The organism is Pseudacidovorax sp. 1753 (assembly GCF_040544975.1).
GTDB lineage: Bacteria > Pseudomonadota > Gammaproteobacteria > Burkholderiales > Burkholderiaceae_C > Xenophilus.
In genome coordinates, this window is sequence record NZ_JBEPKY010000025.1 from 40,128 (window position 1) to 54,473 (window position 14,346).

A 14,346-nucleotide genomic window follows, 5' to 3' on the forward strand; every position below is an offset into this window, starting at 1 on the left:
CCACCGGACACGTCCACCGCCGTCAGGCGGCCTTGATCCCGCGCATCAGGATGACGCCGCCGAGCGTGGTGGTGTCGCTGCGGATGCGTCGCGCGAGCGCCTCGGGCGTGCCGCCGCGGGCCTGCCAGCCGGCCTTGAGCAGGGCCTCGCTCACCTCGGGGGTGCGCAGCACCGTCTGCAGCGCGCCATTGAGCCGTGCGATGGCCGTTGGCGACTGCCCGGCCGGCGCTGCCAGGGCCGTCCAGATCTCCAGGTCCGCGCCGCGCACGTCGGCCTCGCGCAGCGTGGGCATCTCGCCCGTCAGGGGGCTGCGCTCGGGCGCGGTGATGCCGATGGCCTTGAGCCGCCCCTGGCGGATGTGCGGCAGCGCCAGCCCCGGCGGCAGCAGGGCCAGCTGGATCTGGTTGGCCAGCATGGCCTCGATCACCTGCGGATTGCCGGCAAAGCCCTGGTACTGCGCGCGGATGCTGGTGCGCATCTTCAGCAGCTCCATACCCAGGTGGCCGACGGTGCCGTTGCCGGGCGTGCCGTAGCGGGCATCGGTGCCCAGGTTGCGGGCCCACAGCAGCAGCTCGTCCGGCCGGGTGCCCTGGGCCTGCGCCGTGGCCGCCAGCACCAGCGGTGCGGTGCCGATCAGGCCGACCGGGGCGAAGTCGGTCTCGGGGTCGAAGGGCACGGCAGCGTCCAGCAGCCGGGCGATGGTGAGGTTGCCGTTGATCAGCGCGCCGAGGGTGTGGTCGTCGCGGGCCTTGGCCACCGCGTTGGCGGCGATGTTGCCGCTGGCACCGGGCTTGTTCTCGACACCCACGGTCTGGCCGAGCAGCCGCGCCAGCGGATCGGCCACGATGCGTGCCGCGATGTCGGGCGAGGAATTGGGCGGAAATCCCACCAGCAGCTTCACGGGCCGGGTGGGCCAGCTGGCGCCGCCATCCGGCGCTATGGCGGGTCGGGGCGACTTGTTGCCGGATTGCGCCCAGGCCGGCAGGCAAGCGCTGGCCGCCAGGGCGGCACAGGAATGGAGCAGGCGGCGCTTGTCGACCATGAACGTGTCCGAGATTGACTAAAGTTACAAGACGTTAACGGACTCGCTGCCGCCGCGCAAGGCGGGCTTGCCGGGCTGGTATCGACGTGCTGCGGGTGGCGAGGCGTCTGCACAACGCGCAGTGCCGCGCGCCCGCTGACGGGGTCAATCCGGCGTCTTGTCGAGCTGGACCGTGACCGGGGCGCCGTCTTCGCTGCGCGTGGCGGCTGGCGGCGGCACGTCGCCGCCCTTCTGGCGTTCGCGGAACAGCGCAGCCCGCGTCAGGAAGATGGTGGTGATCGGCGCCGTCAGCGCCACGAACATCGCGATCAGCGCCGCGTGCAGGAACAGGTGCGAGCCCTGCGCCGAGAAGTACACCGCCGTGGCCAGGGAGATCGACCACACCCCGGCGGTCGCGCCCAGCGTGGGCGTGTGGATGCGGCGGAAGAAGCTGGGCATGCGCACCAGACCGAAGGAGCCGATGGCGGCAAAGCCGGCGCCCACCACCACCAGGAGGGCCGTGAGTGCCTCGGCCCACAAAGGCAGCGGTCCGCTCATTCGATCACCTCGCCGCGCAACAGGAACTTGGCCAGCGCCGTCGTGCCCACGAAGCCAAACAGCGCGATCAGCATCGCCGCTTCGAAGTAGACGGCGCTGGAGTAGACGATGCCCAGCGTCAGCATCATCAGCATGCCGTTGATGTAGAGGCAGTCGAGCGCCATCACCCGGTCCTGCGCCGTCGGGCCCATCAGCAGCCGCGCCAGCGCGCACAGCATGGCGACGGCCAGGAGGAACAACGCGCCCTTGAGCGCCCAGAACAAGAGTGGCGTCATGACTCGAAGATCTCCATCAGCACGGTCTCGTAGCGCAGCTTGATGCGCTCGATCAGGTCGCTTTCGTCGTCCACGTCGAAGACATGCAGCAGCAGCTGGCTGCGGTCGACCGCCAGCTCGGCCCAGGCGGTGCCGGGCGTGAGGCACAGGATCATGGCCAGCACGGCCAGGCCGTTGGGGTCGCGCAGGTCCAGCGGCACGCGCACGAAGGCCGAATGGATCTGCGGCGTCCGGCGGGTGAGCAGGGCGCGCGCCACGCCCAGCGCCGACACCAGCAGGTCGGCCATCACCAGGCGCAGGAGCCGCAGCGCCGCCAGCGGGCGGCGCATGCGCACTGTCGCCGGCCGCAGGCCCTTGGTGAGCAGCGGCACCGCCACCGCGAGCACCGCACCCAGCAGCATGGTGGCCGGATGCAGCGACTGGTTCAGCAGCAGCCATACCACCCACAGTGCCATGGTGAGCGGGGGCGAGGGAATCAGGCGTCGCATCATGGCCGGACCTCCGCCCGCCCGGTGGTCGTCGGACCGGCCTTCTGGGTGGCCGCGAACACGGCGGCACGGTAGTCGCGGGTGTCGGCCAGGTTGGCGGCGGTGGCCTGGGCGTGCAGGAGCACCGGGCCGGCACCGACCGCCAGGGCGATGCACGCGGCCAGCAGGCCCGCCACCGGCAGCACCTCCAGTGCACGCAGCGCCGGCAGCGAGCCCTGTGTGTGGGTCCAGAAATGCCGGATGCCGCTGCGCGAGAACGCGACCAGCGTCATGAAGCCCGAGACCAGCAGCAGGCCCATGAAGGCCCAGCCCCAGCGGCTGACCTGCTGGGCGTCCAGCAGGCCCGACAGCATGGCGAACTTGCCGATGAAGCCGGGCAGCGGCGGCAGCCCGGCCAGCAGCAGCACGCAGCACACGAAGGCCAGGCCCAGGAAGGCGACGCCGGCCGGGATGGCGCGGCCATACAGCGCCTGCGCCTCGTCGTCCAGGTTGACGTCGTCCAGGGCCTGCAGGTCCTCTGTGAGGAAGGGCGTGGTCGCGGCCGATTCGTGGGGCGCGATGCTGTGGCCGGCGTTGCGCCAGCGCTCGATCATGTCGATCAGCAGGAAGAGGGCGCTGGCCGCCAGCGTGGAGCCCAGCAGGTAATAGAGCGCGCCGGCCCAGACACCTTCCTGCCCCAGCCCGACGGCGGCCAGCAGCGTACCCGCCGACACCACCACCGCGAAGCTCGCCAGGTGCGACAGCCGCTGCGAGCCGAGCAGGCCCAGCGAGCCGACGGTCAGCGTGGCCAGCCCCAGGCCGATGATCACCGGCTGGCCGTAGAGCGCCGAGTCGCCCGCGTCGGGACCGAAGAACAGCGTCCAGGTGCGCAGCACCACGTACACGCCCAGCTTGGTCAGCAGGGCGAAGACGGCGCTCACGGGCGACACCGCCGCGCTGTAGCCGGGCACCAACCAGAAATTCAGTGGCCACGCGCCGGCCTTGGCGAAGAAGGCGGCGGCCAGGATGGCGACGCCGGCATGCAGCAGCCCCCGGTCGGCCGGTGCCACCTCGGCAATGCGCTGGCTCAGGTCGGCCAGGTTGAGCGTGCCGGTCACGCCGTACAGCATGGCCGCGCCGATCAGGAACAGCGACGAGGCCGCCAGGTTGATGGCGATGTAGTGCAGCCCGGCGCGCACGCGCAGGGCGCCGGAGCCGTGCAGCAGCAGCCCATAGGAAGCCGCCAGCATGACCTCGAAGAACACGAACAGGTTGAACAGGTCGCCGGTGAGGAAGGCACCGTTCAGGCCCATCAGCTGCAGTTGGAGCAGCGGGTGGAAGTGCACACCGGCCCGGTCCCAGCGGGAGGTGGAGTAGATGGACGCCGCGAAGGCCACCACGCCCGTGAGCGCCACCATCATGGACGAGAGGCGGTCGGCCACCAGCACGATGCCGAAGGGTGCGGCCCAGTTGCCGGGCAGGTAGACGCCGATGGAGCCCGGGCCACCGCCGGTGTCGGGCGTGTTCACCCAGCGCAGCAGGGCGAGCGCCACCAGCAGGCCGAACAGGCCGGAGATGACCGTGAGTGCCGACTTGGCGCGCCGGCGCTGCTCGCCCATCAGCAGCATCAGCGCGGCCGTGAGCAGTGGCAGCAGGATGGGCGCCGCCACCAGGTGCGGCATGGTGGCGTCGAGCAGTCGGTCGAGCAGCGCGAGGATTTCGTTGCTCATGTCTCCTCCCGCTCCTGGCCGTCCACGTGGTCGGTGTCCGAGATGCCGCGCGAGGCCAGCATCACCACCAGGAAGAGCGCCGTCATGGCGAAGCCGATCACGATGGCCGTCAGCACCAGGGCCTGCGGCATGGGGTCGGCGGTGTTCTGCAGCGTGGCCTCCACGCCCTTGCGCAGGACCGGCTCGCTGTCGACCTTGAGCCGGCCCATGCTGAAGATGAACAGATTGACGGCGTACGAGATGAGCGTCAGGCCCATGATCACCTGGAAGGTCCGAGGGCGCACCAGCAGGTACACGCCCGACCCGGTGAGCACGCCGATGGCGATGGCGAGAACGGCTTCCATGTCAGACGGCTCCGCCAGTGATGCGGATGGCCTCGGCATTCGCAGCTTCGAGGGCGGCCCTGGCCGCGGCCTTTTCTTCCTGCTCCTCGGCCCAGCGGTGGCTGCGGATGGACTGGTGCGCCAGGGCGGTGAGGATCAGCAGCGTGGCGCCGAGCACCAGCGCGAAGACGCCGATGTCGAAGAACATGGCGCTGGGCACGTGCAACTCGCCCAGCACCGGCAGCGTGACATGGGCCGTGTGGGTGGTCAGGAAGGGATAGCCCATCGCGATGGCGCCGGCGCCCGTGGCCAGCGCGATGAGCAGGCCCAGGGCGATCCAGCGCCGCGGGTAGATCCGCAGGTGCTCCTCCGTCCAGGCCGCGCCCGAGACGATGAACTGCAGCATCAGCGCGGCCGACATCACCAGCCCGGCCACGAAGCCGCCGCCCGGCTGATTGTGGCCGCGCATGAAGAAGTACACCGACACCATGGCCGCCAGCGGCAGCAGCAGGCGCACCAGCACGGCGGGCACCATCAGGTAGCCGATGGCCGTGTCCGTGGCGCGGCGCGGATTGACGAGGTCGGTGCCGCCCTGGTCCTGCTGCACCCGCTGTTGCGGCGGCAGCGCCATTGCCTCGGCGGCCGGACGGAAGCGCCGCAGCAGCGCATAGACCGTCAGCGCCACGATGCCTAGCACGGTGATCTCGCCGAAGGTGTCGAAGCCGCGGAAGTCGACCAGCATCACGTTGACCACGTTGGTGCCGCCGCCCTCGGGCAGGGCGCGTTCCAGGAAGAAGGGGGAGATGCTCTGCGGAAAGGGCCGGGTCATCATGTACCAGGCGAGCGCCGCCATGCCGCAGCCGGCCACCGTGGCCAGCAGCAGGTCGCGCCCGCGGCGGCCCCAGGGGCGCATGCGCTCGCGCGGGGGCTGGACTTCGGCCTTGCGCATCGGCAGCCAGCGCAGGCCCAGCAGGATGAGCAGGGTGGTCACCGTCTCGACCACCAGTTGCGTCAGCGCCAGGTCGGGCGCCGAGAACCAGATGTAGGTGATGCAGCTCACCAGCCCCGCCCCGGAGGCCAGCATCAGCGAAGCGAGCCGGTGGAACTTGGCCTGCCAGGCGGCCGCGACCGCGCAGGTGCAGCCGATGACCCAGGTCATCAGGAACATGGGCGAGAAGGGCAGGCGCTGGCGGCTGCCCGTGTCGGCAGGCGCCAGCCACAGCGAGGCGCCCGCGCCGAGCACCGCCACCATCACCAGCAGGAGCAACTGCGGCTGCAGCCGGTTGGTCGAGAGCACGCGCCGGCCATTGCGTCCGAGCTGGGACAGGCGCGCCAGCAGGTTCTCGAAGATGCGCTGGCCGTCGAACATCCAGATGACCGGCGTGCGGTTCAGGCCGCCATGCGCCCGGCTGCGACGCTGCATCAGATAGATGGCGGCGCCGCCCGCCAGCGCCACGACGCTCATGGCCAGAGGCAGGTTGAAGCCGTGCCAGACCGCGAGGCTGTATTCGGGGAGCGTGCCGCCGACCACCGGCGCCGCGGCCGTCGCCAGGAAGGCGCCCACCGACCAGGCTGGCACCACGCCGACGACCAGACACAGCAGCACCAGGAACTCGACCGGCACCCGCATCCAGTGGGGGGGCTCGTGCGGCGGCTTGGGCACCTCGGTGTCGCAGCGCGGGCCGAAGAAGACGTCGAAGACGAAGCGGGCCGAATAGGCCACGCTGAAGGCGCCGGCGAGGGTGGCGAGCACGGGCAGCGCGATTTCCAGCCAGGGCGCGCCGTCGAGGAACACCGTCTCGGCGAAGAACATCTCCTTCGACAGGAAGCCGTTGAGCAGCGGCACGCCGGCCATGGAGGCGCTGGCGATGATGGCCAGCGCGCCGGTGATGGGCATGGACTTGAGCAGCCCGCTCAGCCGGCTGATGTCGCGGGTGCCGGTCTCGTGGTCGATGATGCCGGCGGCCATGAACAGCGACGCCTTGAACGTGGCGTGGTTCATCACATGGAAGACCGCCGCCACGGCGGCCAGCGGGCTGTTCATGCCCAGCAGCAGCGTGATGAGGCCCAGGTGCGAGATCGTCGAATAGGCCAGCAGCGCCTTCAGGTCGCGCTGGAACATGGCGACATAGCCACCCAGCAGCAGCGTGAAGGCGCCCGCGCCGCCCACCAGCCAGAACCACAGGTCGGTGCCCGACAGCACCGGCCACAGGCGCGCCATGAGGAACACACCCAGCTTCACCATGGTGGCCGAATGCAGGTAGGCCGACACCGGCGTGGGCGCCGCCATGGCGCGCGGCAGCCAGAAGTGGAAGGGGAACTGCGCGCTCTTGGTGAAGGCGCCCAGCAGCAGCAGCACCAGCGCCAGCGGATAGAGCGGATCGGCCCGTACCACGTCGCCCGAATTCAGCACCACGTCCAGTTCGTAGCTGCCCGCGATGCGGCCCAGCAGCAGCACGCCTGCCAGAAGGCAGAGGCCGCCCGCGCCGGTGACAGTCAGCGCCATGCGAGCGCCGCGGCGGGCGTCGCGGCGGTGGTGCCAGTAGCCGATCAGCAGGAAGGAGAACAGGCTGGTCAGCTCCCAGAACAGCACCAGCTGGATCAGGTTGCCCGACAGCACCACACCCACCATCGCGCCCATGAAAGCGAGGAAGAAGGCGAAGAAGCGGGGCACCGGGTCCGAGGAGGACATGTAGTAGCGCCCGTAGAGCACCACCAACGCCCCGATGCCGAGCACCAGCATGCAGAACAGCCAAGCCAGACCGTCCATGCGCCAGGACAGGTCGACGCCCAGGGTGGGGATCCACCGATGGCCTTCTTGCAGCACCTCGCCGGCGGCGAGCGCCGGGAACTGCCAGGCGGCGAAGACGGCACAGCCCAGGGCCGTGAATCCCGCGATGGCCGCCCCTCGGTTGCGGGCGTCGGACGGCATCATGGCCGCCAGCGCACTGGCCAGGAAGGGGAGGAGGACGAGGGCGACCAGGGGCATCTCAATCGATTCTATCGACCGACCTTCCCATCTCCATTGCAAAAACCTCTGCATGGCGGCCGGTCTTTGGAGGACGCGGCCCCATGTCGCCGTAGGCGTTTTTCAAGGCGCTGCGGGCCCGCCCGCGCACAGGCTCCCGCGCCCGGTGGCATGTGCCGCCGCGACGATCAGCGGCCGGTGTCGAACCAGGCCTTCCACTGCGGCACGGCCGTGGCGAAGGTGCCCCGGTGCGTGGTCTTGCCGGTGGAGACGGCCTCGACCATCGGATTGCCGGCGCCCAGCGCCTGCGCATACGTTTGTGCCATGCGGCCCACGCCCACCGTGATCGCCTCGTCGGTTTCGCCGTAGTAGTTGCGCACCGGGGACTTGATCACCCAACGGTACGACTGCGTGGCGGCGATGAGCTTGCCGAAGGCGGAGTCCGCGAAATAGTGCGGATCGAAATACTCCGCCTTCAGCAGCTTGTGCAGGTCGCTGGGGATGTCGGCCGCGTTGAAGGGTTGGCGTTCGTAGGCCTTGCGGGCGGCGTCGTAGTAGGGCTCGTTGATCAGCGAACGGGCGAGGCCGGGGACGCCGTAGTAGTTCTCGTACGAGAAGGCCGACAGGATGAAGATGCTGTTGAGCCAGACCGCGTCGAAGGGCCGCGGGTAGCTCAGGAAGCCGCTCATCGCCACACCCAGGTCCAGCGGGGCGCTGGCCGTCGCGGCGCCGTCGACCTTCACGCCCGAGCGCTCCAGCTTCTCCAGCAGCGCCATGGTGACGAAGCCGCCCTGCGACCAACCGGCCAGGTAGAGCTTGCTGGACTGCCGGCCCAGGTCGGCCATCACGCCCTTGGCGGCCACTAGGAAGTCGAAGCAGGCCTGCTGGTGGCTGGCCTTGACCAGGTAGCCCTCGGGCTCGGTGGAGATGCCCATGCCGAAGTAGTCCGCGCCCACCACCGCATAGCCTTGCCCGGCGAATTGGGCAATCATGAGCTGGGTCTCGGGCGACTGCTCCGGGAAGCCGGGCACTTCCTGGCGGCCGTACACCGTGCCATGCTGGTACGAGACCACCGGCAGCGTGGCGCCAGCGTTGTCGGGGAGCGCCAGCAGGCCCGAAGCGCGGATCGGCTTGTTGCCCTTCTCCGGAACGACCGAGTCATAGCTGATGCGGTAGAGCCGGACTCCCGTGCGGGCTGGCGTGTAGGAAACGGTGATGCCGGCGAACTTCGGCGTATCGGTGCTCAGGATGGTGTTGAGCCGGTTGACGTCCCATTGGCCGATCAATTCGTACTGCACGTTGCCGGCGATGGTCTTCGCGGACAGCGTTGGCGCCGCGACCGGCGCCTGGGCATGTGCGGGCAAGATTGCCGCGGCGGCCAAAAAGCCGGCCACGAGCAAGGGCTTCAAGAACTTGAACATAGGGATCCTCCTGTTGGACGTGGTGATGCGGCGGGGCCGTATCGCTCGTCACATTCAGCCGCAGGAGGGACGGGCACACCGTTCCGGGGCCCATGCTTGCTCCCACCGCAACCCTCCCAGGTTGTTTCTGAATGTGCTAACTCTTAACTGGAGGTAAAAGCGTAGTCCAAGCAAAGCAGGCGAGCAAGGTCAGGTCCGGCGGTTGCGGCGAAGTCGCAACAGGCGCGGCCGACGCTGCCCGCATCTACATCTGGCGGGGCAACCAGGTGACCAGCGCCGGGAAGGCATAGATGATCAGCACCGCCAGCACCATGAGCAGGAACATCGGCAGGGTGACCCGCGCGATGTAGAGCAGGTCCTTGCCGGTCATGCCTTGCAGCACGAAGAGGTTGAAGCCCACCGGCGGCGTGATCTGCGCCATCTCCACCACCAGCACGATGAAGATGCCGAACCAGATCGGATCGATGCCGGCTGCCGTCACGGTGGGCATGATCACGCCCATCGTCAGCACCACCATCGAGATGCCGTCCAGGAAGCAGCCCAGCACGATGTAGAACACGGCCAGGATCAGCACGAGCTGGAATCGGCTGAGACCGAGCGAGCCGATCCATTCCGCCAGGTGGCGCGGCAGGCCGACATAGCCCATGGCCAGCGTCAGGAAGGCGGCGCCGGCCAGGATCAGCGCCATCATGCAGTAGAGGCGGGTCGCGCCCAGCAGCGAATCCTTGAAGGTCTGCCAACGGAGGGAGCCCTGGGCGGCCGAGATCACCAGCGCGCCCAGCACGCCCACGGCGGCTGCTTCGGTCGCGGTGGCGATGCCGGCGTAGATCGAGCCCAGCACGGCAAGGATGAGCAGCGTCACAGGGATCAGGCTGCGCGATGCAGCCAGCTTCTCGGCGAAGCGCATCCGGCCGTCTGGCGCGGGCACCTGGTCCGGATGCAGCAGGGCCCAGACCGCGATGTAGCCCGAGAACAGCAGCGCCAGCAGCACGCCCGGCACGACGCCGGCGATGAACAGGCGGGCGATCGACACATCCGCCGCCACGCCGTAGACGATCATGATGATCGAGGGCGGGATCAGCAGTCCCAGCGTGCCGGCGCCGGCGAGCGTGCCGATGACCATGTCCTGCGGGTAGCCGCGGCGGCCCAGCTCCGGCAGGGTCATCTTGCCGATGGTGGCGCAGGTGGCGGCGCTGGAGCCCGAAACGGCCGCGAAGATCGCGCAGCCCACCACGTTGGTGTGCAGCAGCCGCCCGGGCAGGCGCTGCATCCAGGGCGACAGGCCCTTGAACATGTCCTGCGACAGCCGCGTGCGGAAGAGGATCTCGCCCATCCAGACGAACAGCGGCAGCGCGGTAAGCGTCCAGCTGGACGCGGAGCCCCAGATGGTCACGGCCATGGCGTCTCCCGCCGGGCGGGAGGTGAAGAGCTGCATCGCGATCCATGCCACGCCCGACAGCGTCAGGCCGATCCAGACGCCGCTGCCGAGGATGAGGAACAGCGCCAGGATCAGCAGGCCGGCAATGCCGAGATCACTCATGGCGCAGCATCTCCCCGTCAGTCGCGCGCACGCGTCCGCGCCACTCCAGCACGCATTCGTCCAGCGCCGCAATGGCGAAGGTGACCGTGCCGATCACCATCGACAGCTGCGGCAGCCACAGCGGCGTGGCGTCGTTCGAGGTGGACATGTCGTTGAACTGGTAGGACTGAATTGCCAGCCGCACGCTGTAGAAGGCGAAGAGGGCGGCCAGCGCGGCGCTGGCCAGTGCCGCCCAGCGCTCCAGCCAGCGGCGCGGCGTGACGCCCATGGCCGTGAGCACGAGCGTCACGCGGATGTGCTCGCCCTTCTTCAGCGTATGGGCCAGCGCCAGGAAGCCGGTGCCGGCCATCAGGTAGCCGGCGTAGGCATCGATGCCCGGCACGTTGAAGTGCAACTGCCGCGCGAGGATGGAGGTGAGCACCGCGAGCAGCAGGCCCACCATGGAAAGCGCCGCCAGGCCGGCGGCGGCGTCGTAGAGGGCGTCCAGGGCCTTTCGCATCGCCGGCGCCGGAGGTCACATCTTGCGGTAGGCGTCGAGCACTGCCTGGCCGTCTGCGCCCGCCTTCTCCGACCACTCCTTGATCATCGTGTCGCCGACCTTCTTCATGTCGGCCTTGAGCTGGGCGGACGGCACATGGATGGCCATGCCGTTCTTCTTGAGGAGGTCGAGGTATTCCTGCGTCTTGGCCTTGGAGACCTCCCAGCCGCGCTTCTCGGCGTCGGCGCCAGCCTTGAGCAGGGCATCCTGGCTGGGCTTGTCCAACGCATCGAAGGCCTTCTTGTTCACCAGCACGGCGTTCTTGGGCAGCCAGGCCTGCGTGTCGTAGAAGTTTTTGATGTACTCGTAGGTCTTGGTGTCGTAGCCCGTGGAGCCCGAAGACATGTATGACTCCACCACGCCGGTGGCCATGGCCTGCGACAGCTCGGCCTGCTGCACCGTCACGGGCTGGGCGCCCACCAACTCGGCAATGCGGGCGGTGGCCGGGCTGTAGGCCCGCCACTTCACGCCCTTGAGATCGGCGGCCGAGGCGATGGGCTTGTTGATGAAGATGCCCTGCGGCGGCCAGGGCACGGTGTAGAGCAGCACGATGCCCTGTTCCGCCAGTTTCTTGGAGAGCACCGGCTTCTGCGCCTGATAGAGCTTCCAGGCGGCGTCGTAGCTGTCGGCCAGGAAGGGGATGCCATCCACGCCGAAGACCTGCCATTCGTTCTGGAAGTTCACCAGCAGGATCTCGCCCATCTGCGCCTGACCGCCCTGCACCGCGCGCTTGATCTCGGGCGCCTTGAACAGCGAGGCGTTGGAGTGCACGGTGATCTTGAGCTTGCCGCCGGTGGCCTGGTCCACCTCGCCCGCGAACTTGGCCAGGTTCTCCGTGTGGAAGTTGCTCGGCGGATAGGCCGTGGGCAGATCCCACTTGACCTGGGCGGACGCGGCGGTCGCAAGGGCGAACGTGGCCAGTGCGAGGCTGGACTTGAACTTCATGAATGAACGCTCCGACTGTTGTTGAAGATATGGAAATCCAGGATACGTGCAAATATCAGGCCACCGGCTGGGGGTTTGTCTGGCCGCATGCCGGTGCAAAAACGACAAGGCCGCCCAAAGGCGGCCCTGGTCTGAGCGATGTGGCCTCGTTCCTATTTCTTCTTGCTGGCGGCTTCCTTGGCCGGGGCACCGGCACCGTCGAAGGGCTTGCCGCCCACGGTCATGCCGGCGGCCGACAGCTTGGCGGCGGACTTGCTCTTGATGCCCTTCACGCGGGCCATGAGGTCGGACCAGTCCTTGAACTCCCCCTGCTTGCGCGCGTCGACGATGCGCTGCGACATGGCCGGCCCCACGCCCGGCAGCGCGTCGAGCTCGGCGGCGCTGCCCTTGTTGACGTCGACGGCGGCGAAGGCGCCCAGGGCCGACAGGCCCAGCACCAAGGATGCGACGAGCTTCTTGATCATCATGAATTTCCTCCTGAATGTGATTGGAATGCGCTGCGCATTGCGCGCAGCCCGACCATCAGAATTCAGGCGGACGGAGGCTGTCAATGCATCCAGTGCCGGCGCGCGTGAAGCGCGTCACAGTTCCTCGACGCGACGGGGTGGATAGCTGTCCCAGGCCTGGCAGCCCGGGCAGTGCCAGAAGTACTGGTGGGCCTCGAAGCCGCACGCGGCGCAGCGGTAGCGCATCTGCGGACGGGCCACCTGGTCCAGCGCGCGCTGCACCGGCGGATGCGTGCGTGCATCGTCGCGCAGGGTTTCGCCGGCCAGCCAGCGGGAGGCGGCCAGCAGCGAGCCCGGCTGGCGGGCCAGATGCTCCAGGTAGCGGTCGCGTGGCGCGTCGCCGCCGGTGGCTTCCAGCGCCATGAGGGCTTCGAGCACATCGATGGATGGCTCGGCTTCGTAGCGGGTCCGCAGCAGGTCTGCGGCCGCGGCCTGTTCGCCGGCGGCCTGTGCCGCCTGCTGCAGCGCGGCCGCGTAAAGCGGCAGGGCCAGCGGCGCCGTGCGGCTGAGTTCCGACAGCGTGGTCCAGGCTTCCATGGCCCGTCCCTGACGCAGTTGCAGTGCCGCGGTGTCGATGGCCGGGCGGGGCGCGTCGGGCGCAAGCTGTGCCGCCTGCTGGAGCAGGCGCAGCGCCGCGTCCGCATCGCCGCGGGCGCTGTGCTCCGCCGCCTGCTCGCACAGGTGATGGGCACGCCGGGCGGCGTAGCTCGCCTGGTCGGAGGCATCGAGCTTGGTCGCCACGGCCTCGGCCTGCGCCCATTCGCGCGAGCGTTCGTAGATGGCGAGGAGGGCGAGCCGGGACTCGTTCTCGTAGCGCGTGCCTTCCAGCTTCTGCAGCGCCGTCTCGGCCCGGTCGAGCAGGCCGGCGCTCAGGAAATCCTGCGCCAGCGCATGCTGGGCGCGGTCGCGGTCGGCGCGGTTGAGATCGGCCCGCGACAGCAGGTGCTCGTGCACGCGTACCGCGCGCTGGTACTCGCCCCGGCGGCGGAACAGGTTGCCCAGGGCGAAGTGCAGCTCCTGCGTGTCGGGGTCGTTCTGGACCGCCTCGATGAAAGCGTCGATGGCCTGGTCCTGCTGTTCGTTGAGCAGGAAGTTCAGGCCGCGGAAGTAGGCCTTGGGCGCCTGCCGGTTCTCGAAGCGCAGTTGGCGCAGGTCCAGGCGCGAGGCCAGCCAGCCCAGCACGAAGGCCAGGGGCAGGCCCAGCAGCAGCCAGCTCAGGTCAAAGTCCATGGCGTCGGGCGTGGGAGGGTTCTGCCACCGGGGGCGGGGTCAGCGGCACATCTGCCACACCGTCCGGGGGCGCCGACGGCTGGCGCAACGCAGCGGCCGCCGAGCGATGGCGCCACCACCCGGGCAGCATGCCGAGCGCACCGACCACCAGGCCGGCGGCGAAGGCCGCGAGCACCACCAGCACCAGCGGCCCGCGCCAGGAGGTGCCGAAGAAGAAGTGCACGGTGGTCTCGTGCTGGTTGTTCAGCGCGAAGGCGAACAGGGTAAAAAAAATGGCTGCCTTGAGCAGCCACAGGAGGTATTTCATCGCCAGGCCACTCCGGTGCGAACTGCGGTCCGGTGAGGGGGCAGTGGCCACACGAAGCAGGGCGCGTGAAGGCAATATCTCGTCATGAAGGTCCCGATGGCGGGACGATTCTAAGTAGGAGGCCTTGGCCCATCCGCCCCCATAAAGGACGAAGGGCCGCGGCTGGGCTCATGCCTCGCTCGAACGGTCCACGGCTTCGCGCAGGGCCTTGCCCGGTTTGAAGTGCGGCACGCGCTTCTCGGGGATCTGCACGCTTTCGCCTGAACGCGGGTTGCGGCCCAGGCGAGGCGGGCGGCGGCTCACCGAAAAGCTGCCGAAGCCGCGGATCTCGATGCGATGCCCCCGCACCAGCGCGTCGCTCATGGCGTCAAGAATGGTCTTGACGGCCTGCTCGGCATCGCGGTGCGTGAGCTGCGCAAAGCGGGCGGCGAGTTCTTCGACCAGATCGGAACGTGTCATTGCTGGCACACGGCGGGTTCAGGCGTCTGCACCCCTGCGACCCGCCGCGATCCGGGTC

15 protein-coding genes are annotated in these 14,346 nt (G+C 69.0%); all 15 read right to left on the bottom strand.

What is annotated here, in order from left to right:
* Positions 1–22: 22 nt before the first annotated feature.
* Positions 23–1,042 carry a Bug family tripartite tricarboxylate transporter substrate binding protein gene (locus ABIC63_RS25200; RefSeq protein ID WP_354321802.1) on the bottom strand — a complete coding sequence of 340 codons (1,020 nt, stop codon included), beginning with the start codon at positions 1,040–1,042 and terminating at the stop codon, positions 23–25.
* A 144-nt stretch (positions 1,043–1,186) separates the two neighbouring features.
* Complete coding sequence (mnhG, locus tag ABIC63_RS25205; protein WP_294372462.1) at positions 1,187–1,579, bottom strand: monovalent cation/H(+) antiporter subunit G; 393 nt, start codon at positions 1,577–1,579, stop codon at positions 1,187–1,189.
* Positions 1,576–1,854: a K+/H+ antiporter subunit F gene (locus ABIC63_RS25210; protein WP_294372460.1), complete on the bottom strand. Its 279-nt coding sequence runs from the start codon at positions 1,852–1,854 to the stop codon at positions 1,576–1,578. Before ABIC63_RS25210 ends, mnhG begins: the two co-directional genes overlap by 4 nt.
* A complete protein-coding gene (locus tag ABIC63_RS25215) occupies positions 1,851–2,342 on the bottom strand; it encodes a Na+/H+ antiporter subunit E (RefSeq protein ID WP_294372912.1) in 492 nt (163 codons plus the stop codon). Before ABIC63_RS25215 ends, ABIC63_RS25210 begins: the two co-directional genes overlap by 4 nt.
* Positions 2,342–4,051, bottom strand: coding sequence for a monovalent cation/H+ antiporter subunit D (locus ABIC63_RS25220; RefSeq protein ID WP_294372458.1), 1,710 nt, complete (start codon positions 4,049–4,051; stop codon positions 2,342–2,344). The genes ABIC63_RS25215 and ABIC63_RS25220 overlap by 1 nt, the downstream gene beginning before the upstream one ends.
* Complete coding sequence (locus tag ABIC63_RS25225; protein ID WP_017761071.1) at positions 4,048–4,395, bottom strand: Na+/H+ antiporter subunit C; 348 nt, start codon at positions 4,393–4,395, stop codon at positions 4,048–4,050. Before ABIC63_RS25225 ends, ABIC63_RS25220 begins: the two co-directional genes overlap by 4 nt.
* A 1-nt stretch (position 4,396) precedes the next feature.
* Positions 4,397–7,363 carry a monovalent cation/H+ antiporter subunit A gene (locus ABIC63_RS25230; protein ID WP_294372453.1) on the bottom strand — a complete coding sequence of 989 codons (2,967 nt, stop codon included), beginning with the start codon at positions 7,361–7,363 and terminating at the stop codon, positions 4,397–4,399.
* Between the two features lie 167 nt (positions 7,364–7,530).
* A complete protein-coding gene (locus ABIC63_RS25235) occupies positions 7,531–8,763 on the bottom strand; it encodes an alpha/beta hydrolase family protein (RefSeq protein ID WP_354321803.1) in 1,233 nt (410 codons plus the stop codon).
* A 244-nt stretch (positions 8,764–9,007) separates the two neighbouring features.
* A complete protein-coding gene (locus tag ABIC63_RS25240) occupies positions 9,008–10,303 on the bottom strand; it encodes a TRAP transporter large permease (RefSeq protein WP_354321804.1) in 1,296 nt (431 codons plus the stop codon).
* Positions 10,296–10,802, bottom strand: coding sequence for a TRAP transporter small permease (locus ABIC63_RS25245; RefSeq protein WP_354321805.1), 507 nt, complete (start codon positions 10,800–10,802; stop codon positions 10,296–10,298). Before ABIC63_RS25245 ends, ABIC63_RS25240 begins: the two co-directional genes overlap by 8 nt.
* Positions 10,803–10,817: 15 nt before the next feature.
* On the bottom strand, positions 10,818–11,786 hold the full coding sequence (locus ABIC63_RS25250) for a TRAP transporter substrate-binding protein (RefSeq protein WP_294372444.1): 969 nt from the start codon (positions 11,784–11,786) through the stop codon (positions 10,818–10,820).
* 152 nt (positions 11,787–11,938) lie between these two features.
* The gene (locus ABIC63_RS25255) at positions 11,939–12,253 is read right to left on the bottom strand and encodes a ComEA family DNA-binding protein (RefSeq protein WP_354321806.1); all 315 of its coding nucleotides are present in this window, start codon (positions 12,251–12,253) and stop codon (positions 11,939–11,941) included.
* A 114-nt stretch (positions 12,254–12,367) separates the two neighbouring features.
* Positions 12,368–13,522 (bottom strand): lipopolysaccharide assembly protein LapB, encoded by a 1,155-nt coding sequence (gene lapB / locus ABIC63_RS25260; protein ID WP_354321807.1) that lies wholly within the window; start codon positions 13,520–13,522, stop codon positions 12,368–12,370.
* Positions 13,512–13,829 (bottom strand): LapA family protein, encoded by a 318-nt coding sequence (locus ABIC63_RS25265; protein ID WP_354321808.1) that lies wholly within the window; start codon positions 13,827–13,829, stop codon positions 13,512–13,514. Before ABIC63_RS25265 ends, lapB begins: the two co-directional genes overlap by 11 nt.
* Before the next feature lie 168 nt (positions 13,830–13,997).
* Complete coding sequence (locus ABIC63_RS25270) at positions 13,998–14,288, bottom strand: integration host factor subunit beta (protein WP_017761062.1); 291 nt, start codon at positions 14,286–14,288, stop codon at positions 13,998–14,000.
* Positions 14,289–14,346 lie beyond the last annotated feature (58 nt).